The sequence below is a fragment of the Mesorhizobium sp. L-8-10 genome, from assembly GCF_016756635.1.
In the GTDB taxonomy this organism is placed as follows: domain Bacteria; phylum Pseudomonadota; class Alphaproteobacteria; order Rhizobiales; family Rhizobiaceae.
The window spans coordinates 3943053-3964685 of sequence record NZ_AP023263.1; the positions used below are offsets into that span (position 1 = coordinate 3943053).

The 21633-nt window shown below is 65.9% G+C and carries 13 protein-coding genes and 1 pseudogene; 8 read left to right on the plus strand and 6 right to left on the minus strand.

All coding sequences use genetic code 11. The features are described 5' to 3' along the window. The first annotated feature begins 76 nt into the window (after window positions 1-76). The gene (locus JN280_RS18220) at window positions 77-2341 is read left to right on the plus strand and encodes a heavy metal translocating P-type ATPase (RefSeq protein ID WP_202314078.1); all 2265 of its coding nucleotides are present in this window, start codon (window positions 77-79) and stop codon (window positions 2339-2341) included. A 391-nt stretch (window positions 2342-2732) separates the two neighbouring features. Here the strand turns inward: JN280_RS18220 and JN280_RS18225 are convergent, their stop codons facing one another. Together JN280_RS18225 and JN280_RS18230 are read right to left on the minus strand one after the other, a co-directional pair. Next, window positions 2733-3740: a L,D-transpeptidase family protein gene (locus JN280_RS18225; RefSeq protein ID WP_202314080.1), complete on the minus strand. Its 1008-nt coding sequence runs from the start codon at window positions 3738-3740 to the stop codon at window positions 2733-2735. Window positions 3741-3913: 173 nt separating this feature from the next. Further along, window positions 3914-4102, minus strand: a complete 189-nt coding sequence (locus JN280_RS18230; protein WP_202314082.1) for a hypothetical protein — start codon at window positions 4100-4102, stop codon at window positions 3914-3916. A 122-nt stretch (window positions 4103-4224) separates the two neighbouring features. On the opposite strand from JN280_RS18230, the gene JN280_RS18235 reads away from it, so the two are divergent. From JN280_RS18235 to JN280_RS18255, 5 genes and pseudogenes are all read left to right on the plus strand, one after another. Then, on the plus strand, window positions 4225-4638 hold the full coding sequence (locus JN280_RS18235; protein ID WP_202314084.1) for a MerR family transcriptional regulator: 414 nt from the start codon (window positions 4225-4227) through the stop codon (window positions 4636-4638). 50 nt (window positions 4639-4688) lie between these two features. Further along, window positions 4689-5129 (plus strand): YqaA family protein, encoded by a 441-nt coding sequence (locus JN280_RS18240; RefSeq protein ID WP_202314086.1) that lies wholly within the window; start codon window positions 4689-4691, stop codon window positions 5127-5129. Window positions 5130-5413: 284 nt separating this feature from the next. Continuing rightward, window positions 5414-7189, plus strand: coding sequence for an adenylate/guanylate cyclase domain-containing protein (locus tag JN280_RS18245; RefSeq protein ID WP_202314088.1), 1776 nt, complete (start codon window positions 5414-5416; stop codon window positions 7187-7189). Window positions 7190-7743: 554 nt separating this feature from the next. After that, window positions 7744-7977, plus strand: a complete 234-nt coding sequence (locus tag JN280_RS18250) for an AbrB/MazE/SpoVT family DNA-binding domain-containing protein (protein WP_202314090.1) — start codon at window positions 7744-7746, stop codon at window positions 7975-7977. Further along, window positions 7974-8365, plus strand: a pseudogene (locus JN280_RS18255) (type II toxin-antitoxin system VapC family toxin). The gene JN280_RS18250 and the pseudogene JN280_RS18255 overlap by 4 nt, the downstream one beginning before the upstream one ends. A gap of 10 nt (window positions 8366-8375) precedes the next feature. On the opposite strand, the gene JN280_RS18260 reads toward JN280_RS18255, so the two are convergent. From JN280_RS18260 to pbpC, 3 genes are all read right to left on the minus strand, one after another. Further along, the gene (locus tag JN280_RS18260) at window positions 8376-9266 is read right to left on the minus strand and encodes an NAD(P)/FAD-dependent oxidoreductase (protein WP_202314848.1); all 891 of its coding nucleotides are present in this window, start codon (window positions 9264-9266) and stop codon (window positions 8376-8378) included. After that, window positions 9256-9714 carry an Rrf2 family transcriptional regulator gene (locus JN280_RS18265; RefSeq protein WP_202314092.1) on the minus strand — a complete coding sequence of 153 codons (459 nt, stop codon included), beginning with the start codon at window positions 9712-9714 and terminating at the stop codon, window positions 9256-9258. The genes JN280_RS18260 and JN280_RS18265 overlap by 11 nt, the downstream gene beginning before the upstream one ends. Window positions 9715-9786: 72 nt before the next feature. Beyond that, window positions 9787-11889 carry a penicillin-binding protein 1C gene (pbpC, locus tag JN280_RS18270; RefSeq protein WP_202314094.1) on the minus strand — a complete coding sequence of 701 codons (2103 nt, stop codon included), beginning with the start codon at window positions 11887-11889 and terminating at the stop codon, window positions 9787-9789. A 176-nt stretch (window positions 11890-12065) separates the two neighbouring features. Here pbpC and JN280_RS18275 point away from each other — a divergent pair, with 176 nt between their 5' ends. Next, window positions 12066-13496, plus strand: coding sequence for an IS1182 family transposase (locus JN280_RS18275; protein ID WP_202309432.1), 1431 nt, complete (start codon window positions 12066-12068; stop codon window positions 13494-13496). Window positions 13497-13861: 365 nt separating this feature from the next. Here JN280_RS18275 and JN280_RS18280 read toward each other — a convergent pair whose 3' ends face one another. Continuing rightward, a complete protein-coding gene (locus JN280_RS18280; protein WP_202314096.1) occupies window positions 13862-19324 on the minus strand; it encodes an alpha-2-macroglobulin family protein in 5463 nt (1820 codons plus the stop codon). Between the two features lie 355 nt (window positions 19325-19679). Between JN280_RS18280 and JN280_RS18285 the strand changes: the two genes are divergently transcribed. After that, window positions 19680-21632 carry an autotransporter assembly complex protein TamA gene (locus JN280_RS18285; RefSeq protein ID WP_202314850.1) on the plus strand — a complete coding sequence of 651 codons (1953 nt, stop codon included), beginning with the start codon at window positions 19680-19682 and terminating at the stop codon, window positions 21630-21632. Window position 21633 lies beyond the last annotated feature (1 nt).

Genomic DNA, 21633 nt, shown 5'->3' on the forward strand with positions numbered 1-21633 from the left:
GATTTTCCCTCTTGTAGCTCTAGTTGCTAGAGGAATTAGGCTGCGGAAATCTGACCTGCCAGGAGAGCTTTCCGTCATGGCCGATGCCGCCCAAAGGACCCGATTCCGCGTAGACGGAATGGATTGCGCGAGCTGCGCCGCCAAGATCGACAAGGCAACGCGCCGGACATCCGGCGTCAGCGAGGTTTCCGTATCCGTCACAGCCGGCACGATGGTGGTCGAACATGATGGCGGCGCCGACCTCGAGGAGATCAGGCGCCGCGTCGCCAGCCTTGGCTATGGCATAAGGCCCGACTCGTCGCCGGTGCGCCCGGCGCAGCAAGCCGCACATCATGATCACGACCAGTGCTGCGGGCATGCACAAGACCATGGCGATGGAGATGCACACCACCCCGGCGACGGTCATGGGCCGGCCATCGCGGCCGAAGCTGCCGCGACGGCCGGCCCCTACGGCCACGATCACGACAGTACGGAAGGGGCATGGTGGACTTCGTCGAAAGCCAGGCTGACGATCGCCTGCGGCATCGCGCTCGGCGCGGCCTATCTCCTCGCCAAACTCTATCCGGCGACGGAGCCCTGGGCCTATATCGCGGCCATGGCGGTAGGGCTCATCCCGATTGCCCGGCGCGCCGTCGTCGCCGCGTTGAACGGCATGCCCTTCACGATCGAGACGCTGATGACGGTCGCGGCGGTCGGCGCCGTCGTCATCAATGCCGGCGAGGAAGCCGCCGCCGTCGTGTTCCTGTTCCTGGTCGGCGAACTCCTGGAAGGCGTGGCCGCCGGCCGGGCCCGCGCCAGCATCAAGGCGCTCGCCACGCTGGTGCCCAAGACGGCCTTCGTCGAGAACGGCGGCAAGGTCACGGAAGTGCCGGCGGACGGTCTCGCCGTGGGCGCGACCATCCTGGTGCGACCGGGCGACCGGGTGCCGGCCGACGGGATCATCCTGTCGGGCGAGACCTCGATCGACGAGGCGCCTGTCACCGGCGAGTCGGTGCCGAACAAGAAGCGACCGGAAGATCAGGTCTATGCCGGCACGATCAACCAGGATGCCGCGATCCGGGTGCGGGTGACGGCGGCAGCTCAAGACAACACGATCGCCCGCATCATTCAGCTCGTCGAGCAGGCACAGGAATCGAAGGCGCCGACGGAACGCTTCATCGACAGCTTCTCGAAATATTATACGCCCGGAGTGATGCTCGTCGCGCTGCTCGTCGCCATCGTGCCGCCGCTCGCCTTGTCGGGCGACTGGGGCGAGTGGATCTACAAGGGCCTGGCGATCCTGCTGATCGGCTGCCCTTGCGCATTGGTCATCTCGACCCCGGCGGCCATCGCGGCGAGCCTTTCGGCCGGGGCGCGGCGCGGCATGCTGATGAAGGGCGGCGCGGTGCTCGAAACCCTGGGCAAGGTCACCAAGGTCGCCTTCGACAAGACTGGCACATTGACTGCCGGACGACCGAAGGTCACCGACATCGTCGGGGCCGGGCGTTCACAGGTCGAAACCCTGAAGCTCGCCGCCGATCTCGAAATCGGCTCCTCGCATCCGCTGGCTGTCGCCATCCTGGCCGAAGCCAGGCAGCGCGGCATCCCGGTGACGGCGGCGGCCGATGTGCGTGCCATCGGAGGAGAGGGTGTGGAAGGGAAGTCGGGCGCCGTCAGCCTTTTCCTCGGCTCGCCGCAAGCCGCCGAAAAGCGTATCGCCCTGGCCGACAGCCTGCGCGCGACGATCACGGAGCTGAACGATCAGGGCAAGACCGTATCCGTGCTCCTCGCCGATGGCGCCGTCGCCGGCCTGATCGCCATGCGCGACGAACCGCGCGAGGATGCGAAGGCCGGCATCCAAGCGCTCGCCGCATTGGGCGTCGGCGCGGTCATGCTCACCGGTGACAACCGACGCACCGCGGCTGCGATCGCCGAGGGGCTGGGCCTGGAGCCGAAGGCCGAGCTCATGCCGCAGGACAAGCAGCGCATCGTTGGAGAGTTGCGTGCGACCGGTGCGATCATCGCCAAAGTCGGGGACGGCATCAATGACGCACCGGCCCTGGCGGCAGCCGATGTCGGTATCGCCATGGGCGGCGGGACGGATGTCGCGCTGGAGACCGCCGACGCCGCCGTGCTCCACGGCCGCGTCGCCGACGTCGCCGGCATGGTGGCCTTGTCGCGCGCGACGATGTCGAACATCTGGCAGAACATCACGATGGCGCTCGGACTGAAGGCGGTGTTCCTGGTCACGACGGTCATCGGCATCACGGGGCTGTGGCCCGCGATCCTGGCCGACACGGGTGCGACCGTGCTGGTCACCGCCAACGCCATGCGGCTTCTCGCCTGGCGCGGTCACGGTTAGACAGACAGGATTTTGAGGGCGGCGTCCGTTCTTTCGGGCTGCAGCGTTTACATCGTCACACCTGACGCGAGGGCAGAAATGGTGGATGAGGGGAGCGACGCAAAGGCGGCGTGTTCCCGAATATGACCGCGAGCTATACGGTGCGGCCTGATCTGATCCGCGTTGTCGCCGTAATCCACGGGGCGCGGCTCATGGAAAACGTCCGGCCGCTCTGACCCCTCTATTTGACGCCCCACCGTGCGCGCCGGATGAAAGCCGGCGGCGGGGCGGCCTGGCCGGCTCTCTCCACCACGCCAATCAGCTTCATCGCAACGCGCCGACCGGTTGCGCGACCACTGGTCGGGAGCGAGGCGAGGGGTGCATCCGCCGATGTCCCGCGCCGCGGCGACGGTCAGTCGTCGGTGCTGTGCGGATCGGCCAGCGCGGCGTCCGGACGGCTGATCGGCACGGAAGTCCTGGACGTCCTCTTGGCCAGGCTTTTCGGACCGTTGCGCTCGAGCAGCTTGCGGAACGACGGATGCATGCCGCCGTCCGAATAGGCATGGGCGCGAAGCACGGTGCCGCTCGCGAGCAGCGTATCGACGGCGTGCCTGTCCGCGTTGCTGCGTGCCGCGACTGCCGGGTCCTGGGGCTTGGTGTTCGGCGGGCAGGCCGCAAGCGGGTCCGTCGGCTCGCCGCCTTCGAACTCGGCGTCGAAGACATACTGCCGCCCGCAATAGGAGACCTTCGGCTGCCGGCGCGTTACCTCGAAGGTGTCGTAGCCCTGTTTGATGTTGGTCCAGAAGGCATAGTTGGGGTCATTCCGGTTCCGGGCCATGTTCTCCGGTGTCATCCTGAACGGATAGGCCTGCACCTGGAAGGTGGTCTGCCCACCTCTCAAGGCCTCGCGAACCACGGCATAGATCTCGGCGACGCCGTCATCGGTGAGTGCGTAGCAGCCGGACGAGGAACAGGCGCCATGGACCATCAGCGCCTCGCCGCTGTAACCGAGCGCTGCTTCCAGCTTGTTCGGATAGCCCAGATTGAACGACAGGTAGTATTGCGACCTCGGATTGAGATTCTGCACCGAGACATGATAGAAGCCTTCGGGCGCCTGTCGGTCGCCGTTGCGGGTCTTGGGTCCGAGCTTCCCCGACCAGCGGCACATCGGATAGGTCTTGAGCAGCGCGAAGCGGCCGGTGCGGTCGCGTTTCCAGATTTCGAGCTCGCTCTCCTGCTTGAAGATGCGCACGACTATCGGGCTCGACGGCGACATCGACTTGGCGTTCATGGTCGCCGTCAGCTTGGCCGGGATCGGCTGCAGCGCCTTCGTGTCGACATCGAGCACCGACGACACGCAGCCTGCAGCCGTCAAGCCGAGAGCGAGGAGAGCTGCGAGTTGGAGGGATTTTCGAAACACGTCAGAACCTTGATCGATTCGGGCATAGACCGAGCTGCTCCACGCGGGAGCACACGAACCACATAGCATCGTGGCGATCCTCGGTCACCATAGTTAAGTTTTTGTTGCTGCCGGTGCGGCAATAACACGCCGGATCTTCTGCAGAATCACCTCGCGACTCTCATGCAGGTCGATCATGCCGGAAAGACGACCTTGGCGATCGAAGAGCAGTTCCACCGATATGCCGTCTCGCATCGGATAATGCGTGCGGTGGCGATCTTGGCCGGAGCCGAGCCGGTCACCAGCATCAGTGTTTCAGGATCAAGGATTTCCATCTCTTCCATCATCGACTCGTCGCCTGTGGCCAACACCTCCAGCGGCATGAGGTTCAAGCCGGGCAGGGCGGCCGATACATGATCGAGGCCGCGTCAAATCCCGGTTGCGGCTGACGGCGCCGGCGCCTAAATATAGCTATAGTCACTGGAGATTTGGGCGGAGCATCGGAATGTTCACCATCGGCGATCTGTCGCGCAAAACAGGGGTCAAGGTTCCGACCATCCGCTATTACGAACAGATGGGGCTGATGGCGCAGGCCGAACGCTCGGAGGGCAACCAGCGGCGCTACGGCACGGCCGAGCGGGACCGGCTCTCCTTCATAAAGCATGCGCGCGATCTTGGCCTCACCATCGAGTCCATTCGTGAACTGCTTGAGCTCAGCGCCCATCCCGAACGCCCCTGCGAGCAGGCCGACCGCATCGCGGCCGAGCAACTCCAGGCGGTGCGCGACCGCATCGCGAAGCTGAAGCGCTTGGAGCAGGAACTGGAGAGGATCTCCTCGCACTGCCATTCGGGTTCCGTCAGGGATTGTTATGTGATCCGGGCGCTGGCCAATCACGATCTCTGCGAGAGCGAGCACTGACCTCGGGATCGAGCATCGCAGCATGAAAAGCCGCAGAGGGCGTTAGTGCCATGGGTGAGCTTGCCGCCTATGGCGGGCTGTTCCTGGCCGCATTGCTGGCGGCGACGATCCTTCCAGCCCAGTCCGAAGCGGCGCTGGCGGCGTTGCTTCTCGCTGAAGCCTATTCGCCCGTCTTGCTGATCACCGTCGCGAGCATCGGGAATGTGCTGGGATCCGTCATCAATTGGCTGCTCGGGCGCGGCATCGATCGCTTCCGCGACCGGCCATGGTTCCCGGTCCGGGCGGCGAGCCTCGACCGGGCGTCATCGTGGTACCAGCGCTATGGCCGATGGACGCTGCTCCTGAGCTGGCTCCCGATCATCGGCGATCCGCTGACGGTCGCCGCCGGCGTGTTGCGGGAGCCGCTCTGGAGCTTCCTGCTACTGGTCGCAGTGGCCAAGATCGGCCGCTATCTGGTGCTGGCCACGGCTCTTGGGTCGACCTGGTGGTGAAGATCTGACGCTTGGCACCCGGTGCGGAAGATCTGTTCCGACCCTTCTCTGCCGTTCCGCTCAAGAAATGGAAGGGGAAGTACTGACCCGAGCGGACGTGCGGTGTGACGGCAGCGGACGTCCGAAACGCGCGATGGGGCAGTCCTTGCCAGGCATGCTGCATGGCTTCCTTGCCGGCCGACGATGGTCAGCGGCTATTCCATCCAAAAGGCGCCTTGAGTAGAATCGAAAATTCCCCTTGCCCTCTTTCTTCCTGCTATCTTGGATATGAGGAGGGACGCCCGATGGGCGAGAATCGCAAGTTAGCCGCAGTCCTTGCCGCAGACGTGGTCGGATTCAGCCGACTAGCCGGTGTTGATGAAGATCGTACCTTGGCGCGGCTGCGGGCATTGCGCAGCGACCTGATCGATCCCACCATCGCCGTGCATCATGGGCGCGTAGTCAAGCGCACAGGCGATGGGGCATTGGTCGAATTCCGCAGCGTGGTGGACGCCGTCCGCTGCGCTATCGAGGTTCAGAACGGCATGGTCGAGCGCAATGCTGGAGTGTCGCAGGACCGTCGCATCGAGTTCCGGATCGGCATCCATCTTGGGGATGTAGTCGAAGAAAGCGACGGCGACCTGATGGGCGATGGTGTCAACATCGCTTCGCGTCTGGAGGGCGTTGCGGCGCCTGGGTCCATTTGCTTGTCGGAAGATGCCTACCGCCAAGTCAAGGCGAGGCTCGATCTCTCCGTCACCGATCTCGGCAACACACGGCTCAAGAACATCGCCGAGCCGATTCGGATTTATTCGCTCCAGGTCGGCGTCGCCGCACAGGCAAACTCAACAGTGACCGCCGATGCCGCCCCTGGTCGCGTGCTAGCTCCATCACCGCCGGTGCTCTCGATTGCCGTGCTGCCCTTCGCCAACATGAGCGGCGATGCCGAGCAAGAATACTTCGCCGATGGCATCTCCGAAGACATCATCACGGCTCTGTCGAAGCTGTCGCAGCTGTTCGTCATCGCCCGCAACTCGTCGTTCACCTTCAAGGGCCGGAACGTGAACGTCCAAGAAGTGGGCCGCGACCTCGGCGTGCGCTACGTGCTGGAGGGAAGTGTCCGTAAATCGGGCAGCAGGGTGAGGATCACCGCACAGCTGATCGACGCGACATCGGGCGGCCATCTGTGGGCGGAGCGTTTCGATCGCGACCTGACCGACATCTTTGCCGTACAGGACGACGTGACGCAGCAGATTGTCGGCGCGCTCGCGCTCAACCTGAGAGAGGGCGACCAGCAGCGGCTGGCTGCGGAGCAGACCGAAAACCTGGAAGCGTATGACTGCTTCCTGCGGGGCCGTGAACACATGTGGCGGTTGACGAGAGAGCACAACGCCCAAGGCCGGGAGCTGTTGCAACGCGCCATCGAGCTCGACCCGAAATTCGCTCCGGCCTACGCGTTCCTCGCCGTCACACATGGACTGGCCTACGTCAGCCAGTGGAGCCAATCGCCGTCGAGATCGCTTGAACTGGCGATTGAGGCTGCGACGCGGGCGGTGGCGCTCGACGATCAATATCCCTATGCCCATTGGGCGCTCGGTGTGGTCAACGTGCACTTGCGACAGCATGACGTGGCCATCCGCGAGGCCGAACGCGTGATCGCGCTTGCTCCCAATCTTGTCGAGGGATACGAGAATCTCGGCAACGCGCTGCACTATGCTGGCAGGTCGGCCGAGGCGCTCGCCTGTTTCGAGCGGGCAATGGCCCTGAATCCCTATTACCCGGACATGATCCTGCATTTCTACGCGCAGGCGATGTTTCAGCTGGGCAGGTACGAGGAGGCCGTCGTCATACTGAAGCGGCGGCTCGTCCGCAATCCAGCCACCGACGTCTCGCGGGTGCTACTGGCGGCGAGCTATGGTCACTTGGGCCGCTTCGCGGAGGCGCGCGGTGAGTGGGAGGAAGTGTTCCGGATCAATCCCGATTATTCCCTGGAGCACAGGCGCAAAGTTCTCCCTTACAAGAACCCTGCCGATTTCGAGCGCATTGTGGACGGCCTGCGGAAGGCTGGCCTGGCCAGCTGATTGTTTGCCGGCAGCGGCAATGGGCCACAGCTTCTGTGCGGGGTCCAATGCATGCTGTCTGGGGCCGGATGGTTCGCATCGGATTGTCCGAGAGACATGCTCATGGCGCGCTGGTGCAGGCGGTTGTGGGTGGAGCCAGGGACAGCTAAGATGCATAGCGACCATTGGTCCGGATCCTGACGAACGTCCGCAGATGGCGCATCCTGCCCGTTGAAATCGCGAACGGGAACTTCGGCTCTCCACTCTGAGCAAGCCTTACGGTTCTAGTATCAAGCGTCGGAATTGACCGCTAGCCGACGCCCCCTCGAGCAGACGGGCGCTGATTGCCGCTTCGCTCGGCGGCGAACGCCCTTGTTCCGCCGCTACGGCCTTCGCAGGCTGCGCGCCACAGAGCTTGTCCCGGAAGAAAGATCCCAGAACCGACGCGCTTCATCGGCATATTCCTGCCCGTCATAGAGCTTCCAGCGGTCCAAACGTCGGGCAGGGCACTCGCCTGCTTGCATCCATTCGTCGCCGGTAATACCTTGCTGTGAACAGTCCTTACCGAGGGTGCGATGACCGCGACCGTGACCGCAAAAGGTCAGGTGACCATTCCCAAGCCGGTGCGCGACCTGTTGGGGATCGCACCGGGCAGCAAGGTGGATTTCCGCCGCGCCGCCGACGGCAGCGTGGTGTTGGTTCGTGCGGATGAGGAACGCCCGGCGAGTCGCTTTGCCAGACTGCGTGGTCATGCCGGCAAGGGGCTCGATACCGACGCGATCATGGCACTGACGCGCGGTGAGACGTGACGCTCGTCGATGCCAATGTCCTGCTCGACCTCGTCACCGACGATCCGCAGTGGGCGGAGTGGTCGATCGCGCAACTCGAGGCCGCCTCGCTGCGTGGACCGTTGCTGATCAACGATATCATCTATGCGGAGATTTCCGTTCGCTACAGCCGGATCGAGGACGTCGATGAATTTGTCGAGGCGGTGCGATCGCGCCGATGCCGCGGCCGGCGCTGTTCCTCGCCGGGAAGGCATTCACCCAGTATCGCAAATCGGGTGGATCGCGCACCGGGGTACTGCCGGACCTCTTCATCGGTGCCCACGCCGCGGTCAGCGAGTTACCGCTACTGGCCCGCGACATTGGTCGCTACCGCACCTATTTTCCGTCGCTGACGCTTATCACGCCTTGAAGCGCTCCCCTCAGGAGGCGCGGAACATGAGCGACTGATGGGTAGCGGCTCCCGCCATCGCGCCGTCGCCGACGGCGAGCGCGACCGACCCCGCGGCGCGCGCCGCATCGCCGCAGGCGAACACGCCAGGCACCGTGGTTTCCTTGACGGTGTCGGTCCGCAGGAAAGGTCCCATCGGCCCCTCTTCGAAGGCGCAGCCGAGCTGCTCGGCGAGCGGACTGGCCATGCTCGTGCGCGGCATTGTGAACAGCCCGTCGAGCTTGACGACGCGGCCGTCCGTCAGGACGACGTCGGCTTCGCCGGTGATCTTCTCCACCGCGCATTCCTCGATCGCAACCCCGCGGCGATCCAGTTGAGCGCGCTGATCTGCGTCGGGGACAAATGCGCCGTTCAGGAACAAGGTCGTGCTTCCCCAGTCCGGCAGCATAAAGGCGTGATGCATCGACAATGAGGACACAGCCAGCACGCCGATGCGGCCGTTGCCGAGCTCATAGCCATGGCAATAGGGACAATGGAACACGCTTCGGCCCCAGCGTTCCGCAAGCCCCGGAATGTCGGGCAGGCTGTCGACGACCCCGGTGGCGAGCACCAGCCGTCTTGCATCGTGGGTGTCTCCATTCTCCAAGGTAACCGAGAAGCCTTTCTCGGTCCGCGCGCCGCGCTCGGCGCATGCGTCGATCCATTCGACGGTCGGATAGGCCGTCAATTGCGCACGGGCGTCGGCTGCGATCGCATCGGGCGCGCGCCCGTCCTGTCCGAGGAAGCCGTGCGATGTCTTGGCGAAGCGGTTGCGCCGGCGGCCCTGGTCGACCACCAGGATCCTGCGTCGCGCGCGGGCGAGCTGCAGTGCTGCGGACATGCCGGCATAGCTGCCGCCGACGACGATGGCTTCATACATCATGTGCCTCTTTGTCATGGTTCCGGTACCGGGCCGCGCGCGCCTGGAATTCTTCGGCGAGCCTGGCCAGCGTGACATCGGCGAGCCGGCCGATGAGAAATGCTTCCGCTTCACGGAAGGCGTCGTTCAGCGAGTGGTTGACCGCCTGCTCGACGAGGCAGGTGCGGTGTTCGAGCTCAACCCCCATCGCCAGGATCGTCGGCGCGCCCAGGGCGTCATAGATGTCCTTCAAGGTCACTGCGGAGAGATCGCAGGCGATCACCCAGCCGCCGCCATGACCTTTCTCGGACGCTACCAGGCCTGCCTCGCGCAGTCCGGCCATCGTGCGGCGCACCACGACCGGGTTGGTGTTCATGCAGCGTGCGAGCTCGGCCGAGGTCATGGGGCCGCCATGGTCGGCCATGTGGAGCAAGGCATGAAGGACTGCGGAAAGCCTGCCGTCGGTTCTCATGTAACTTTTAATGATACATGATTGGGACGACGTCAAGTCACCATGCGCAGCATCCGGGATAGGGGAACGGCATTATTCGACGAAGACCTTCACGCTGGCTGCCCTGCCGGCTGCGTCGATAACAGTCAGCACCGAGGTCCCGGCGCCGTCGGGCACCCAGGTCGCGGTGCGGCGGCGCACGACCTCGGCCAGCGGCTTGCCGTTGGCGAGCCAGCGGAAGGGCGCGCGCCCGCCCTGAAGTTTCAGGACCAGCGGCGAGGTCTCGGCGCCTGAGGCGCCGAGATCGACGCGCGCGCCGTCCGGGGGAAAGACGATCTGTGGCGCCGGCTCGGTCGGCTTCGCGGCAATCAACCCGTCTTCCGTGGCAGCGAAACGTTCCATCGTCACCGGCAATTCGTGGCGCCTCGGCTTGAAGGTGCCGGCCGGCGCGCGCGGCAGGGGCACGGCGGCAAGGCCCGACCTGGCGAAGGCCTCGAACAGGATTGGAGCGGCTGAGACGTAGCCCGACAGGCCGGGCACGGCGCCGGCATCCGGCCTGCCGACCCAGACGCCCAGCACGTAGCGGCCATCGAAACCGATCGACCAGGCGTCGCGGTAGCCGTAACTGGTGCCGGTCTTGTAGGCGAGGCCGCGCGGCGCCGAGCCTTCCGGCGGCTTTACGCCAGCCAGCATATCGGCGACCTGCCAGGTCGCGGCGTCGCTGAGCACGGTGCCGCCTGCGGCAGGCGGCGTGCCGGGCCGCTCGCTTCCGTCGCGCAGGGCACGAGCCCGACCGGCATTGGCGAGGCCGGTATAGAGCTGGACCAGGTCGCGGAGCGAGACGCCGACGCCGCCGAGCGCGATGGCCAGGCCGGGCGCTTCGCCGGGCGGCAGTTGCGGCGTGACGCCCGCCTGCCGGAAACGGGCGGTGAGCCGAGCCGGACCGACTGCGTCGAGCAGACGGACGGCAGGCACGTTGAGTGAAAGCTGAAGGGCCTGGCGGACGCTGACGTCGCCCTGGTAGCTCATGTCGAAGTTTTTCGGCCGGTAGCCCGCGAAGTTGGCGGGCCGATCCTCGATCAGCGTCTCCTGGGCGACCAGGCCTTCCTCGATCGCCAGGCCGTAGATGAAAGGCTTAAGCGTCGAGCCCGGCGAGCGCACGGACCGCGTCATGTCGATCCAGCCTGAGCGGCGGGCATCGAAGAAGTCGGCGGAGCCGACTTCGGCGAGGATCTCGCCGGTGCGCGCATCGGCCAGCACCATGGCTACCGAAAGTCGCGGCCCCAGCTTGGCGGCAGCCTGGCGCGCCACCGTCTCGAGGCCTTGTTGTACGCGCTTGCGGATGGTGAGTTCGTGGCGGGTCTGCGACGGCGCGTTGCGCAGTGCCGTCTCGGCGGCGTGGGCCGCGAGCGCGGGAAGGGGGCGGCGGATCGCCGTCAGTTCCTCGGCGCTGGCCCGGCCCGCCTCGGCCTCGCCGATGAGGCCGGCGCTCACCATGCGGGCGAGCACGCGCTCGCGCGCCTTGTGGGCGCCTTGCGGGTTGCGGTCGGGCCGGCGTCGTTCGGGCAGTTGCGGCAGCGCCACCAGTACCGCGGCTTCCGAGACGGTCAGCCGGCGTGGCTCCTTGCCGAAATAGGCGAGCGAGGCCGCGCGGATGCCTTCGAGGTTGCCGCCATAGGGCGCGAGCGTCAGGTATCGCTCGAGGATCTCGCGCTTGGACAGCCGCCGCTCGATCTGGGCGGCGCGGAAGATCTGTTTGAACTTTGCGCCGAAGGACCGGCTTTCGCGCGGCTCCATCAGCCGGGCGAGCTGCATCGACAAGGTGGAGCCGCCCGAGACGATGCGGCCGCTGCCGGCGAACTGGCCGGCGGCACGCAAGAGCGCCAGCGGGTCGACGCCGGAATGCGTCCAGAAGCGCTTGTCCTCATAGGCGACAAGCATGTCGACGAACTGCTTGTCGACATGATCGAGATCGACGGCGAGCCGCCAGCGTCCGTCTGGCGTGGCGAAGGCCCTCAGCAGCGCGCCGTCGCGGTCGACGACCTCGGGCGAGACGGTGAGCCGGGCGGGGATCGGCGGCGGGAAGGCATGGTCGAGCCATGCGAGACCGCCCGCCACCGAGGTCGCCAGGACGGCGACCGATGCGGTGGCGATGGCGAGCCGTCGCAAGGCCGGTGGGCGCCCGACACCCCTCATCCGACCTCGCTTCGCGAGGCCACCTTCTCCCACCAGGCCGTGTGAAAACTCGGGCATTGGTTTTTTGGATGTGTCGAGGAGCATCTTGGGCTTCCCAAATCAACCTGGATCGGATTCAAATTGTTGATCCAAAGCAGTGATTTGCCGGATTTTTGGCAGTTTGAGACGAGGCCGAAATGGCGCATATGACAGGCCAGTCGCGGGAGCAAACGAGCTTGTTCCCGGAAACCTTGGACGAGGCGGTCGGTGCCGATCATCCGGTGCGGGTCATCGATGCCTTCGTCGACAGCCTCGATCTGGCGCAGCTCGGTTTCTCCAAGGTTGTTCCCGAGGCCACGGGCCGGCCACCCTACGATCCGGGCGATTTGTTGAAGCTTTATGTGTACGGCTACCAGAACCAGGTGCGGTCGAGCCGCCGGCTTGCGGCGGAAGCGCGGCGCAACATTGAAGTGATGTGGCTCACCCATCGCGCGGCGCCGGCCTTCAAGACGATTGCGGATTTCCGCAAGGATCATCCGGAAGCGATCGTTGGGGTGTGCCGGGCCTTCGTGCGCTTCTGCCGGGAGCAGGCGCTGGTCGGCGGCACGTTGCTTGCGATCGACGGGACCAAGATCGATGCGGTGGCGAGCCGCAAGCAGGTGGTGACGGCCAAGGAACTGGAGAAGGCGACGGCGGCCGTGGACCGCAAGATTGCCGCCTATCTTGCGCAGATGGACGAAGCCGACCGGGACGAGCGCGCGGCGCAGACGGATGGCGTGGACGTTGCGGCGGCGGTGGCGGCCTTGCGGGCGCGCCGCGAGCAGATCCAGCAGCAGGCCGAGGCTTTGACCGGACGCGGGTTGAGCCAGTGGGTTCGCACCGAGCCCGAGGCCAAGCTGATGCGCACGGCTCGGCACGGCCATCAGGTGGCCTACAACGCGCAGACCGTGGTCGACGCAAAACACAAGCTGGTGGTTGCCTTCGACCTGACCAATGACGGCAACGACCAGTGCCAGCTCCACCCGATGGCGGTGGCCGGCCGCGAAGCCGTGGACGGTGACAAGGTAGCGGTGGTGGCCGATGCCGGCTATTCGAACGGCGAGCACGGCCAGCGCTGCGAGGACGACGGCATCACCGCCATCGTGCCGCGGGCCGAAACCGTCAACCCGGAAGGCAAAGAGTACTTCACCCGCGACCAGTTCAGCTACGACGCCGAGAGCGACAGCTGGCGCTGCCCGGCCGGCGAAACGCTCACCCACCGGGAGACCTCGTGGACGGAACAGAAGAAGAAGTACGGGACCAAGGCCTGTGCGGACTGTGCCTTGAAGCCGAAGTGCACGCAGGCCGCCAAGCGCACCATCATCCGCCACTTCCATGAAGATGCGCGCGAGGCGATGCACCGGCGCGCCATCAGCGACCCCGAGTGGATGGCGCAGCGGCGCATGCTGGTCGAACACCCTTACGGCACCATCAAATGGATGATGGGCCATCCCCGGTTCCTGGTCCGCGGGCTGAAAAAGGCCAGGTCCGAGTTGGCGCTCAGCGTCCTGGGCTACAATCTGAAGCGGGTGGTGAACATTCTGGGTGTGCCGGCGCTGCTCCAGACCCTGCTGTCCTCGCAAGCATAGGGGGGCGTGAACTCGTGCCTCAGCTTCCAAACCACTCACAACGCTATGCCTCCGTCCAGTTCTCACACGGCCTGCCACAAGGGGAGAAGGGGACGCCTGCAGTAAGGTCTCGGCCAATCGTCAACGCTGGTGGCTTGCAGAGCCGGCAACGCCAGGTTCCCGCCTTCTCCCCTTGTGGGAGAAGGTGGCCTCGCGAAGCGAGGTCGGATGAGGGGTACGTCCCGCTGCATCTCTTCGAAGCATCCTAGCTGGTAGCTTGCAGAGCCGGCAAGGTCAGGCTCCTGCCTTCTCCCCTTGTGGGAGAAGGTGGCCGCGCGAAGCGCGGTCGGATGAGGGGTACGCCCCGCCGCATCAAGCCAAACATCCTACTGCGCCTTCACCTCCATCATGCCGGTTGCCGTGCGGGCCGCGAATTCGGGACGGTACATATCTTCCACCGTCGCCGCCGGATGGGCGAAGACGCCCGGCGTCACCGCACGCACGACATAGGCGACCGTGACCTCGGAATTATCGCCCTGGCCCCGGTTGAATGCCGCGATGAAGCGGTCGTCGCGGAACTCCAGATGGGCGGCCTCGGTCTGCGGCAGCCAGCCGAAATTGTCGAGTTGCGCGCTCGACACCAGGCCGGGATTGTCGATCTCGAAGCCGGCCGGCAGCAGGTCGTTGATCAGCACCCGCGAGGCCCAGTTGTTGAGCTGCGCGATTTTCAGCACCACGACGTAGCGCTCGTTCTGCTTCGCCTCCATGACATTGGCCTCGGCGCCGTCGAGCGTGTAGTAGGTGCGCTCGATTGTGAAGCCGTCGCCGCCGGCAGGCAGCGGCTGAAGCGGCACGGCCATGGTGGTGAGCACAGCCTCCATCGGCGTGTTGCCGGGATTGGCGATGCTGATCGGCTCGGCGACGAGTTCCTCGCCCGTCACCCGCGTCGAATAGCTCCCCGAATGCGGAGCCCCGTTCACTTCCAGCCGGATCGCGTCATTGCCGGCGACGAGCGCCCGTGCGGCGAGCAGCATCCAGGCGTTGTCCTGGGTGCTCGTCCAACGCGCCTTGCCGCGCTCGGCCGAGACATACTCGACCATTTCCGCGATCGACGATGGCATCGGGCTGCTCTCGGCGGCGAGCGCCAGCATGGCGGCGCCGTCGCGAAGCTTCGAGCCGTAGTCGGACCGGTAATAGTCGTATTCGGCCGTGCTTTTCGCCAGCGTCAGCGCCGCCTGGAAGGCGCGCTCGGCGCGTTGCGCGTCGCCGTAGAGCGCGAGGCTCGCCGCCAGATGCGCTACGGCCATCGGGCTCGAGAAGGCCTCGATCCTGGTATCGGCATAATAACGCAGATCACCGACCGAAGCTTTCTTGTTGCGGGCGAGCACATAGAGCGAATAGCCGATCTCGCTGCCGCGGCCTTCCAGATCGAGGTCGTAGCCAAGCGAATTCTGCAGGTTGCTCACGGCCTGCAGCATCGCCTGATCAGGCACGTCGTAGCCCTTTTCCCGCGCCCTGGTCAGGAAATCCGTCACATAGGCATCGAGCCACAGGTCGCCCGAGCCCGGGCCCCAGAGGCCGAAGCTGCCGGAACTGGACTGGTAGTTGAGGACCCGGTAGATCGCGTCCTGGATCCGGCTCTTCAGATCCGGGTCCTCGGTCATGACGAATCCGGCCGAAAGCTCGTTCACATAAAGCAGCGGCAACGCGCGGCTCGTGGTCTGCTCGGCGCAGCCATAGGGGTAACGATCGAGCGTCATCAGCATGGAGGCGACGTCGAAGGCCGCCGCCGGCGATACGCCGACGCTCACCGTCGCCCCGTCGAGCAGGCTGGCCGCCAGCACTTCGCGGTCGATGGTCAGCTTGCCGCCGTTGCGCGCGATCCCGATCAGCGAGCGCGTGGTCACCGGCATCGCGGCCGGACGGACCGGCAGCGACAGCGCCTGTTCCACGGTCTGGCCCGCGGCATTGGCCAGCCGGATCGTAACCCCGGCCTCGCCGACCTGTTGGGCCGTCAGTGGTATCGTCAGTGTCTGGCGCTTGCCGGGTTCGAGAGCGAGCGTGCCGAGATCGCCGCCGAGCGCGACATCCAGCCGGTCGTTGCCTTCGACAGTCACGGTGTAGTCGCCGGCGGGAGCATCGGTATTGGCGATGTCGAGCGTGAGTTGGGCCTCGTCGCCGGGCGCCATGAAGCGGGGCAGGCCGGCGGTGATCACGATCGGGTCGCGCACCACGACGTCTGACGTGGCATGGCCGACGGCGTCCTTTGTCCAGGCGACGGTCATCACCCGCACGGTGCCGTTGAACTGCGGAATGTCGAAGGCGATCGTGGCCTTGCCCTCCGCGTCGAGCTTCACCGGGCCGGAGAAGAAGGCGACCAGCTTCTGCGTGGGCGGGCTGCCCTCGGTCGCCATCTGGGCGCCGTCGCCGCCGGTGCGGAGCCGACCGGCCGCGCCCAGCGAGCCGTCGATCAGACGCCCGTAGAGGTCGCGGATCTCGATGCCGAGCATGCGCTGGCCGAAGAACCAGGCTTCCGGATCCGGCGTCTTGTAGTTGGTGAGGTTGAGGATGCCGACGTCGACGGCCGCGACCGTCACATAGGCGTCACTGCCGGGTGCCGCGCCGGTCACCGCCACCGGTATCTCCAGGGGCCTGCGCGGTTCGGTCTTCTCGACAGTGGCCAGCGCGACACCGAGCTTGCGCGCGCCGGGATCGACCTTCAGCCATTTCACGCCGATGGCGCGGGCCGGCATACGGGTCTCGATCGCTTCACCCGGACGATAGAGCGTGGCCGTCACATAGGCGCCGGCGCCCCAGCCGTCGCCGACGGGGATGTCGATGGTCGCGCCGCCTTCCGGAATGCTGGCCGATACGCTGGCGAGCAGCTTCTCGGAGCCCACGGTCACCAGCAGCTCGCCGGCGAAGCGCGGCGAGACCTGCAGCTTGGCGACGTCGCCGGCGGCATAGACCGGCTTGTCGAGGGCGATCTCCAGCCCATCGGGCGTTTCGGTCGAACTCGCGGCGACATACCAGCCGGCATCGAATTCATAGCTGCTGGCGGGCCCGCTCGGACCGGAGCTTTCGACCTCGAGCCGGTAGCGGCCCCAGTCCACCGGCATCCTGATCTCGGCTTCGGCCGTGGCCGATGCGTCGATCGTGCCGGAGGCGATGGCCTTGGTGAAGGTCACCGGCTCATAGTTCCACGAGTTGTTGCTGCGGTACCATTGATAGTTCCGTTCGACCTTGAGGAGCGACCAGGCCAGGCCCGTTTCGGCCTTGCGGTTGCCGGCATTGTCGACGGCGATGACCTTGAAGCCGGCGGTGCCGCCCATCGGCACCTCGCCCTCGAATTGCGGCTGGATGCCGATCTTGTCGCCCTGTGGCCTGACGCGGAGATCGAGCTTGCGTTCGACCGCGCGGCCGCCGCTCTCGCGCATCCGCACCGTCACCTCGGCGTTCAAGAGCCGGGTGGTCGACGGCAACTGGTCGAGGACGATCGGGAACTCCGCCTTGCCGTCGTCGCCGACGTCGGGCAGGTCGGAGAGCGGAATACGGGTCGCCTCGCCTTCCTGCTCGTCAGCAAGGCCGAAGACATAGCCCTTGTAGCGCGGCCACTCGCGCTCCGTGGACAGCGTCACCTCGCCTTCGAGCGGCAGGCCGGCGGCGGGGGCGCCGTAGAGGAACCGTCCGTCCACCGTCACATTGGCGGTCTCGCCGGCGGCGATCTCGTCGCGGTCGGCAGTCATGTCGAATTCGATGCGGTCCGGCACGAAGTCCTCGACCAGGAACATCATCTGCGCCACGGCCGGCTGCTTGGGATCGGTGTGGATACTCGCCTGCCAGGTGCCGCGCATCGCGTTCCCGGAAAGGGCGAGATCGACGGCATGGCCGCCGACGGCGGCGCCGTCGCTGACGATGCGCCGGTCCTCGACGCCGTCGGGGCGGGTGAAGATGAAGGTGAGCGGCAGGTTCTCGACCGCCTTGGCGGCGTCGTCACGGGCGAGTGCCGCCACATGGACGGTCTCGCCGGCGCGATAGATGCCGCGTTCGGTCCAGGCATAGACGTCGAGCGCGCCCGGCGCGGGCCGCCCTTCGACACCGCGGTCGGACAGGTCGAAGCCGGCCCGCGTCATGTCGAGGAAGACGAAGTCGTTACCGCCATTGTCGGCCATCAGCACGGCCGGCACCATGCCGCCTTCTCCGCGCACGAGGCCCGGCGTGAAGGTGACGCGGCCTTCCGCATCGGTCCTGCCGGTGCCCAGCACCTCGTTGTTCTTGGCGAGCAGGGTCAGATCGACGCCGGCGAGGGGCCTGGCGCTGCCCAGCGAGCGGGCGAAGACATGGAGCCCGTCCTCGCCCGTATAGGTCGACAGGCCGATGTCGGAGACGACGAACCACTGCGTGGCGCGCGATTCCCACTCGTCGCGACGGTCGTCGACCGGCGCGGCCGTCAGCACATAGACGCCGGGCTTGCGCTGCGGCAGCGCCTCATCGACGGGGAAGGAGGTGACGACTTCCTTGTTGAGCTCGTTGGCGATGTCGAGCTTGCCCTCCCACACGGGTGCTCCCAGTTGTTCGGCGATGTTCGTCAGGTCGTAGCCGTCGAGCTGGCGCAGGAACTGGTAGCCGGACAGAAGCTGCGCCAGCGAACGGTCGCCGATGCGGTAAAGCTTGACGTCGGCCACGTCCAGATTGACCGTGACGATGGGGATACCGCGGCGGGCGGTTGCGGGCAGCACGAAGCTGTCGCCGGTGAAGCGGGCCGAAGGCGGCCGATCCTGGACATAGACGTCGAGCAGGACGGGCGCTTCCAGGACCGCGCCGATCGCTGCCGGCAGGCCGGTGCGGAAAGCGACGCGGTAGTGCTGGCCGTGGGCCAGGCCCTCCACGCAGATCTGGCGTTCCTTGGCCTCGATGCCCTTGGGCGCGGCGCCGTCGACCGTCACGAAGGTCGAATAATCCGTGCCGACCTTCACCAGATCCTCCGAGAACTGGGCGCAGACCCGCGGCGAGGCGCTGTCGGTATCGATGGAGTGGTCGACCACGCGGAAGCCCTTGGTCGCCTTGAGATCCTCGTAGGCGGCCCGGACCGCCGGCGAATTCGCCAGGGAAAGGCTCGCCTCATAGGCCTGCAGCGCCGGGCGGAAGAGCTCGCGCCGGTCGAGGCCGGCCGCGAGCGCGGCGAGCGTGTCCGCGCGGGCGGCGGCCGTGCGGGAGACAAGATAGCCGTCATAGGCGGCGGATGTGGCGACACGCTGAAGCTCCACCCGCTCGGAATAGCTGCTCGGGCTGATGGCGAGGGCGGCCCTTGCCAGCTCGTTCCACAAGGCCGGATCGTCCGGGGCGATCGCAAGCGCCGCCTTGAACTGTGCCACGGCGCCGCGTGGATCGCCTGACTGAATGCTCTGCCGTGCGGCGGCGGTCAGCCCGGCCAGCCCTTCGGTCCCTGTCGCCTCGCCGGTCAGCGATTGGCGGAACTGCCTGCTTTCCTCGACGAGCCAGGAGGGCAGGAAAGCGGGCTCGGCCGGCGCGCCGATATCGGGATCGGACGCGAGGCTCACCACCTTGCCGGCAACCGCGCCGTTGAACGGTTTCAGCTGGTTGTAGTCGGATTTGAGGAAGCACCACTGGGCTCTGGTATTGTAGGTAAAGGCCCGGCAGGCCGAATCGGCGAGACAGATGGCCTTGCAGCCGTCGAGCGTGACGTTCTGCTCGGTCCTGAGGTCGAAGCCGAAATAGTCGCTGCCGTCGGTGGTGACGATCGAGCGGCCATCGCTTGCCGCGAAGGCGGGGGCGACGAAGGCGAGGATCAGGAAGATCAGTGCCGAGAACCTGTGGACCTTACGCATTGCGATATGACCTCCATCGATCGTCCCAGCGGCACATCAGCAACCTTGCCCGCTGCTTGTCAACGCGCGAGACGCCCGCGCGCGACAACCCGTGGGCGCTGTGCTTCGGCCGGGGGCACTCTCCTATCCCGGGCGGTCAACACGAACCGGTCCCGCCGCTCCAACCGGTTCCCCGCCGCGTGTGACTGGACGATGACGCTGTCCCCAGAATACAAGGGTTCACGCAATCTTTCATCAGTGCAAGGAGGAGTGTCCTGCACCCGACTTGCTATTTCTGACGATTCGATTGTGGCTGCTTTACGAGTGCTTCATAAGGTCAAAACAATTTTAGGTTTTCGCGTCTAGCCTGTGAATGATGGAGTCGAGTAAGCAGCGTTTGCGGGGGGGCTGTCGGAGCGGCCGCGTCCTGGCGCGCGCCGTGGCTACGGCATTGTTTGCCTGCGCCGCACTGCCGATCGCGGCTCATCCGGCCGGCGCGTTCGAACTCTTCGGATTCAAGCTGTGGGGCTCCTCCGAAGAAGAGGATGCCGATATCGCCGATCCGCTGCGCTATACCGTGACGCTCACGGTCTCGGATGGCGACAAGGAATTGCAGGAAACGCTCGAGAAGGCCTCCGAACTGGTGGCCGGGCAGGAGCGTCCGGTTTCGGGCTCGCTCGGCCTGTTGTCACGGGCACGATCGGAACGCGAGTTGCTGATCGCGGCGCTCTACCGGCAGGCGCGCTACGACGGAGTCGTGAGAATTTCGATCGCCGGCCAGCCGCTCGACGACATCGCGCCCGACGCCGTGTTCACCGGGGAACCGGTCCCGGTCACGATCGTCGTCGACCCAGGCGCTGTCTTCACGCTCGGCGACGTTGCCTTGAAGGGCGACGCGGCCGATCTTGCGCCGGCGCGATTCGGCCTTATCGCCGGCGGTCCAGCCGGTTCAGGCGTGATCCTCAAGGCGGAAGCCGACATCGTCAGGGCGCTTCGCGAGGAGGGGCGGCCGCTGGCCCGGGTAACCGGGCGCGAGATCGTCGCGGACCACAGGACGCAGACCCTCGACGTTACGCTTTCCGTCGCGGCCGGTCCGATCGCGACCTATGGCGAGACCACGGTCGATGGCACCGAATACATGGATCCCGCCTTCACGGCCTATATGGTCGGGCTCGAACCCGGCAGGACCTACTCGCCCGACGAGATGGACGAGGCGCGCGAGCGCCTTCTCAATCTCGGCGTCTTCTCCAGCGTCAATCTGACCGAGGCCGACGCGCTCGCTTCCGACGGCTCGCTTCCGCTCCACCTCCAGGTCAGCGAACGCAAGCGGCGCGTCTTCGGCGGCGGCGCTTCCTACTCCACGACCGACGGTCTTGGCCTCGAAGGCTACTGGGCCCATCGCAACCTGTTCGGTCACGCGGAGAAGCTGCGCATCGAAGGTTCGATCGGCCGCATCGGCGCCGGCGGCGGCTACGGCGACAATAGCGGCTTGAAGCAGCTGAACTACAATGCCGCGATCCTGTTCGAGAAGCCGGGCGTGATCGGTCCGGACTCGAAGTTCTTCGCCAATGTGAAGACTGTCTATGAGAATCCCGACGCGTATGACCGGTTCTCGACCCGGGCCAGTACCGGCGTTCAATATGAGTTGTCGAAGAGGCAGTCGCTGTCGGCAGAACTGGCGGTGGAGTGGGAAGATGTGGAAGATCCGCTGAACCCGGAAGGCCAGACCTATCTTCTGGTCAGCACCCCGCTTCAATATGTGTTCGACAACCGGGACAACCCGCTCGACGCCAGGCGCGGCTTCAGGGCGCTCGCCTATGTCGAGCCGACCTACGATATCCTGAACAGCAACACCTTCGTGAAGATGAAGGCCGAGGGTTCCGCCTACCGCGCGATCGACGATGCCGAGCGCTTCATCTTCGCCACGCGCGCCGCTTTGGGGTCGATCGTCGGCGCCGATCTTGCCGACATTCCGGCAGACCGCCGCTTCTACGCCGGCGGCGGCGGCTCGGTCAGGGGCTATGCCTATCAGGGCATCGGCCCGAAGGACGCCGCCGGCGACCCGATCGGTGGCCGCTCCCTCGCGGAGGCTTCGCTCGAGATGCGCATCGGCGTCACCGAAACGATCGGCATCGTCCCGTTTATCGACGCCGGCACCGTATCGGAGAACGAGTTTCCCAGCTTCTCGGACGTCAAGTTTGGTGCAGGCCTGGGATTGCGCTATCTAACGCCTTTCGGACCGCTGCGTATCGACGCGGCAGTGCCGCTCAATCCCGATCCGGGCGATCCGGACTTCGGCATCTATGCCGGTATCGGCCAGGCGTTCTGAC

What these genes read in the sequence shown, in the direction of transcription:
- JN280_RS18220 (WP_202314078.1), top strand. Translation starts at nt 77, where the DNA reads ATGGCCGATGCCGCCCAAAGGACCCGATTCCGCGTAGACGGAATGGAT.
- JN280_RS18230 (WP_202314082.1), bottom strand. Translation starts at nt 4,102, where the DNA reads ATGCCGCTGGAGGTGTTGGCCACAGGCGACGAGTCGATGATGGAAGAG.
- JN280_RS18235 (WP_202314084.1), top strand. Translation starts at nt 4,225, where the DNA reads ATGTTCACCATCGGCGATCTGTCGCGCAAAACAGGGGTCAAGGTTCCG.
- JN280_RS18240 (WP_202314086.1), top strand. Translation starts at nt 4,689, where the DNA reads ATGGGTGAGCTTGCCGCCTATGGCGGGCTGTTCCTGGCCGCATTGCTG.
- JN280_RS18245 (WP_202314088.1), top strand. Translation starts at nt 5,414, where the DNA reads ATGGGCGAGAATCGCAAGTTAGCCGCAGTCCTTGCCGCAGACGTGGTC.
- JN280_RS18250 (WP_202314090.1), top strand. Translation starts at nt 7,744, where the DNA reads ATGACCGCGACCGTGACCGCAAAAGGTCAGGTGACCATTCCCAAGCCG.
- JN280_RS18260 (WP_202314848.1), bottom strand. Translation starts at nt 9,266, where the DNA reads ATGATGTATGAAGCCATCGTCGTCGGCGGCAGCTATGCCGGCATGTCC.
- JN280_RS18265 (WP_202314092.1), bottom strand. Translation starts at nt 9,714, where the DNA reads ATGAGAACCGACGGCAGGCTTTCCGCAGTCCTTCATGCCTTGCTCCAC.
- pbpC (WP_202314094.1), bottom strand. Translation starts at nt 11,889, where the DNA reads ATGAGGGGTGTCGGGCGCCCACCGGCCTTGCGACGGCTCGCCATCGCC.
- JN280_RS18275 (WP_202309432.1), top strand. Translation starts at nt 12,066, where the DNA reads ATGGCGCATATGACAGGCCAGTCGCGGGAGCAAACGAGCTTGTTCCCG.
- JN280_RS18280 (WP_202314096.1), bottom strand. Translation starts at nt 19,324, where the DNA reads ATGCGTAAGGTCCACAGGTTCTCGGCACTGATCTTCCTGATCCTCGCC.
- JN280_RS18285 (WP_202314850.1), top strand. Translation starts at nt 19,680, where the DNA reads ATGGAGTCGAGTAAGCAGCGTTTGCGGGGGGGCTGTCGGAGCGGCCGC.